We start from the raw sequence: 629 nt of genomic DNA, 5'->3' as shown, positions 1-629 counted from the left end.
GGGAAGTACGCCACCCGGGACTACGACTACACCCGGCCCAGGGCGGATCTGAGTGTTTCTCGAAGCGACCCGCGCCCCACTGGACAGGCCGAGGGCGAGGTTTACCAGTGGCATGCCCCGGGAGCTGGGGGTAGTCACTACGCCCAGCCCAACGCGGGAACCGATGCAAGCACTGATCCTCACGGAGAAGGCCACTTGCTCTCCCTGCTGCGCATGCAGGCACTGCGCACCCACGGCGCCCGGGCCCAGGCCAGTGGCAACCTCAGAGGCATGGTGCCCGGATGCACCTTCCAGCTGAAGAAGCACCCGAGGGAGTCGGCCAACGCCGAATACCTGATCCTGGACACCCGCCTCCTCATCGAGGACGTGGCTGAAGACAGCCAGAACCGCGAAGCCAGTCCTGACCGCAAGCAGCAATGGCGCGTGCAGGTGGACTTCACGGCCCACCCGGTCACAGAGCCCCTGCGGCCCGAGCCGACCCAGCCCAAGCCCGCCATGGTCGGCCCGCAGGTGGCGCTGGTGGTGGGCCCCGAGGGCCAGAACCTGTGGACGGACGAGCTGGGGCGCATCAAGGTGCAGTTCCCCTGGGACCGCCAGGGACAGAAGAACCAGCACAGCAGCTGCTGGGT

General features: G+C 67.6%; 1 protein-coding gene. It reads left to right on the top strand.

The window, feature by feature from the left end; translation table 11 throughout:
• Nucleotides 1-48: 48 nt before the first annotated feature.
• On the top strand, nt 49-629 hold a 581-nt coding region (locus AC07Y4_RS32970; RefSeq protein ID WP_495275689.1), incomplete at its 3' end, for a contractile injection system protein, VgrG/Pvc8 family.

The organism is Variovorax sp. GW460-12-1-14-LB1, from assembly GCF_059423605.1.
The sequence above is the reverse complement of the archived record's forward strand: the minus strand, read 5'-3'. Positions and strand labels throughout refer to the sequence as shown.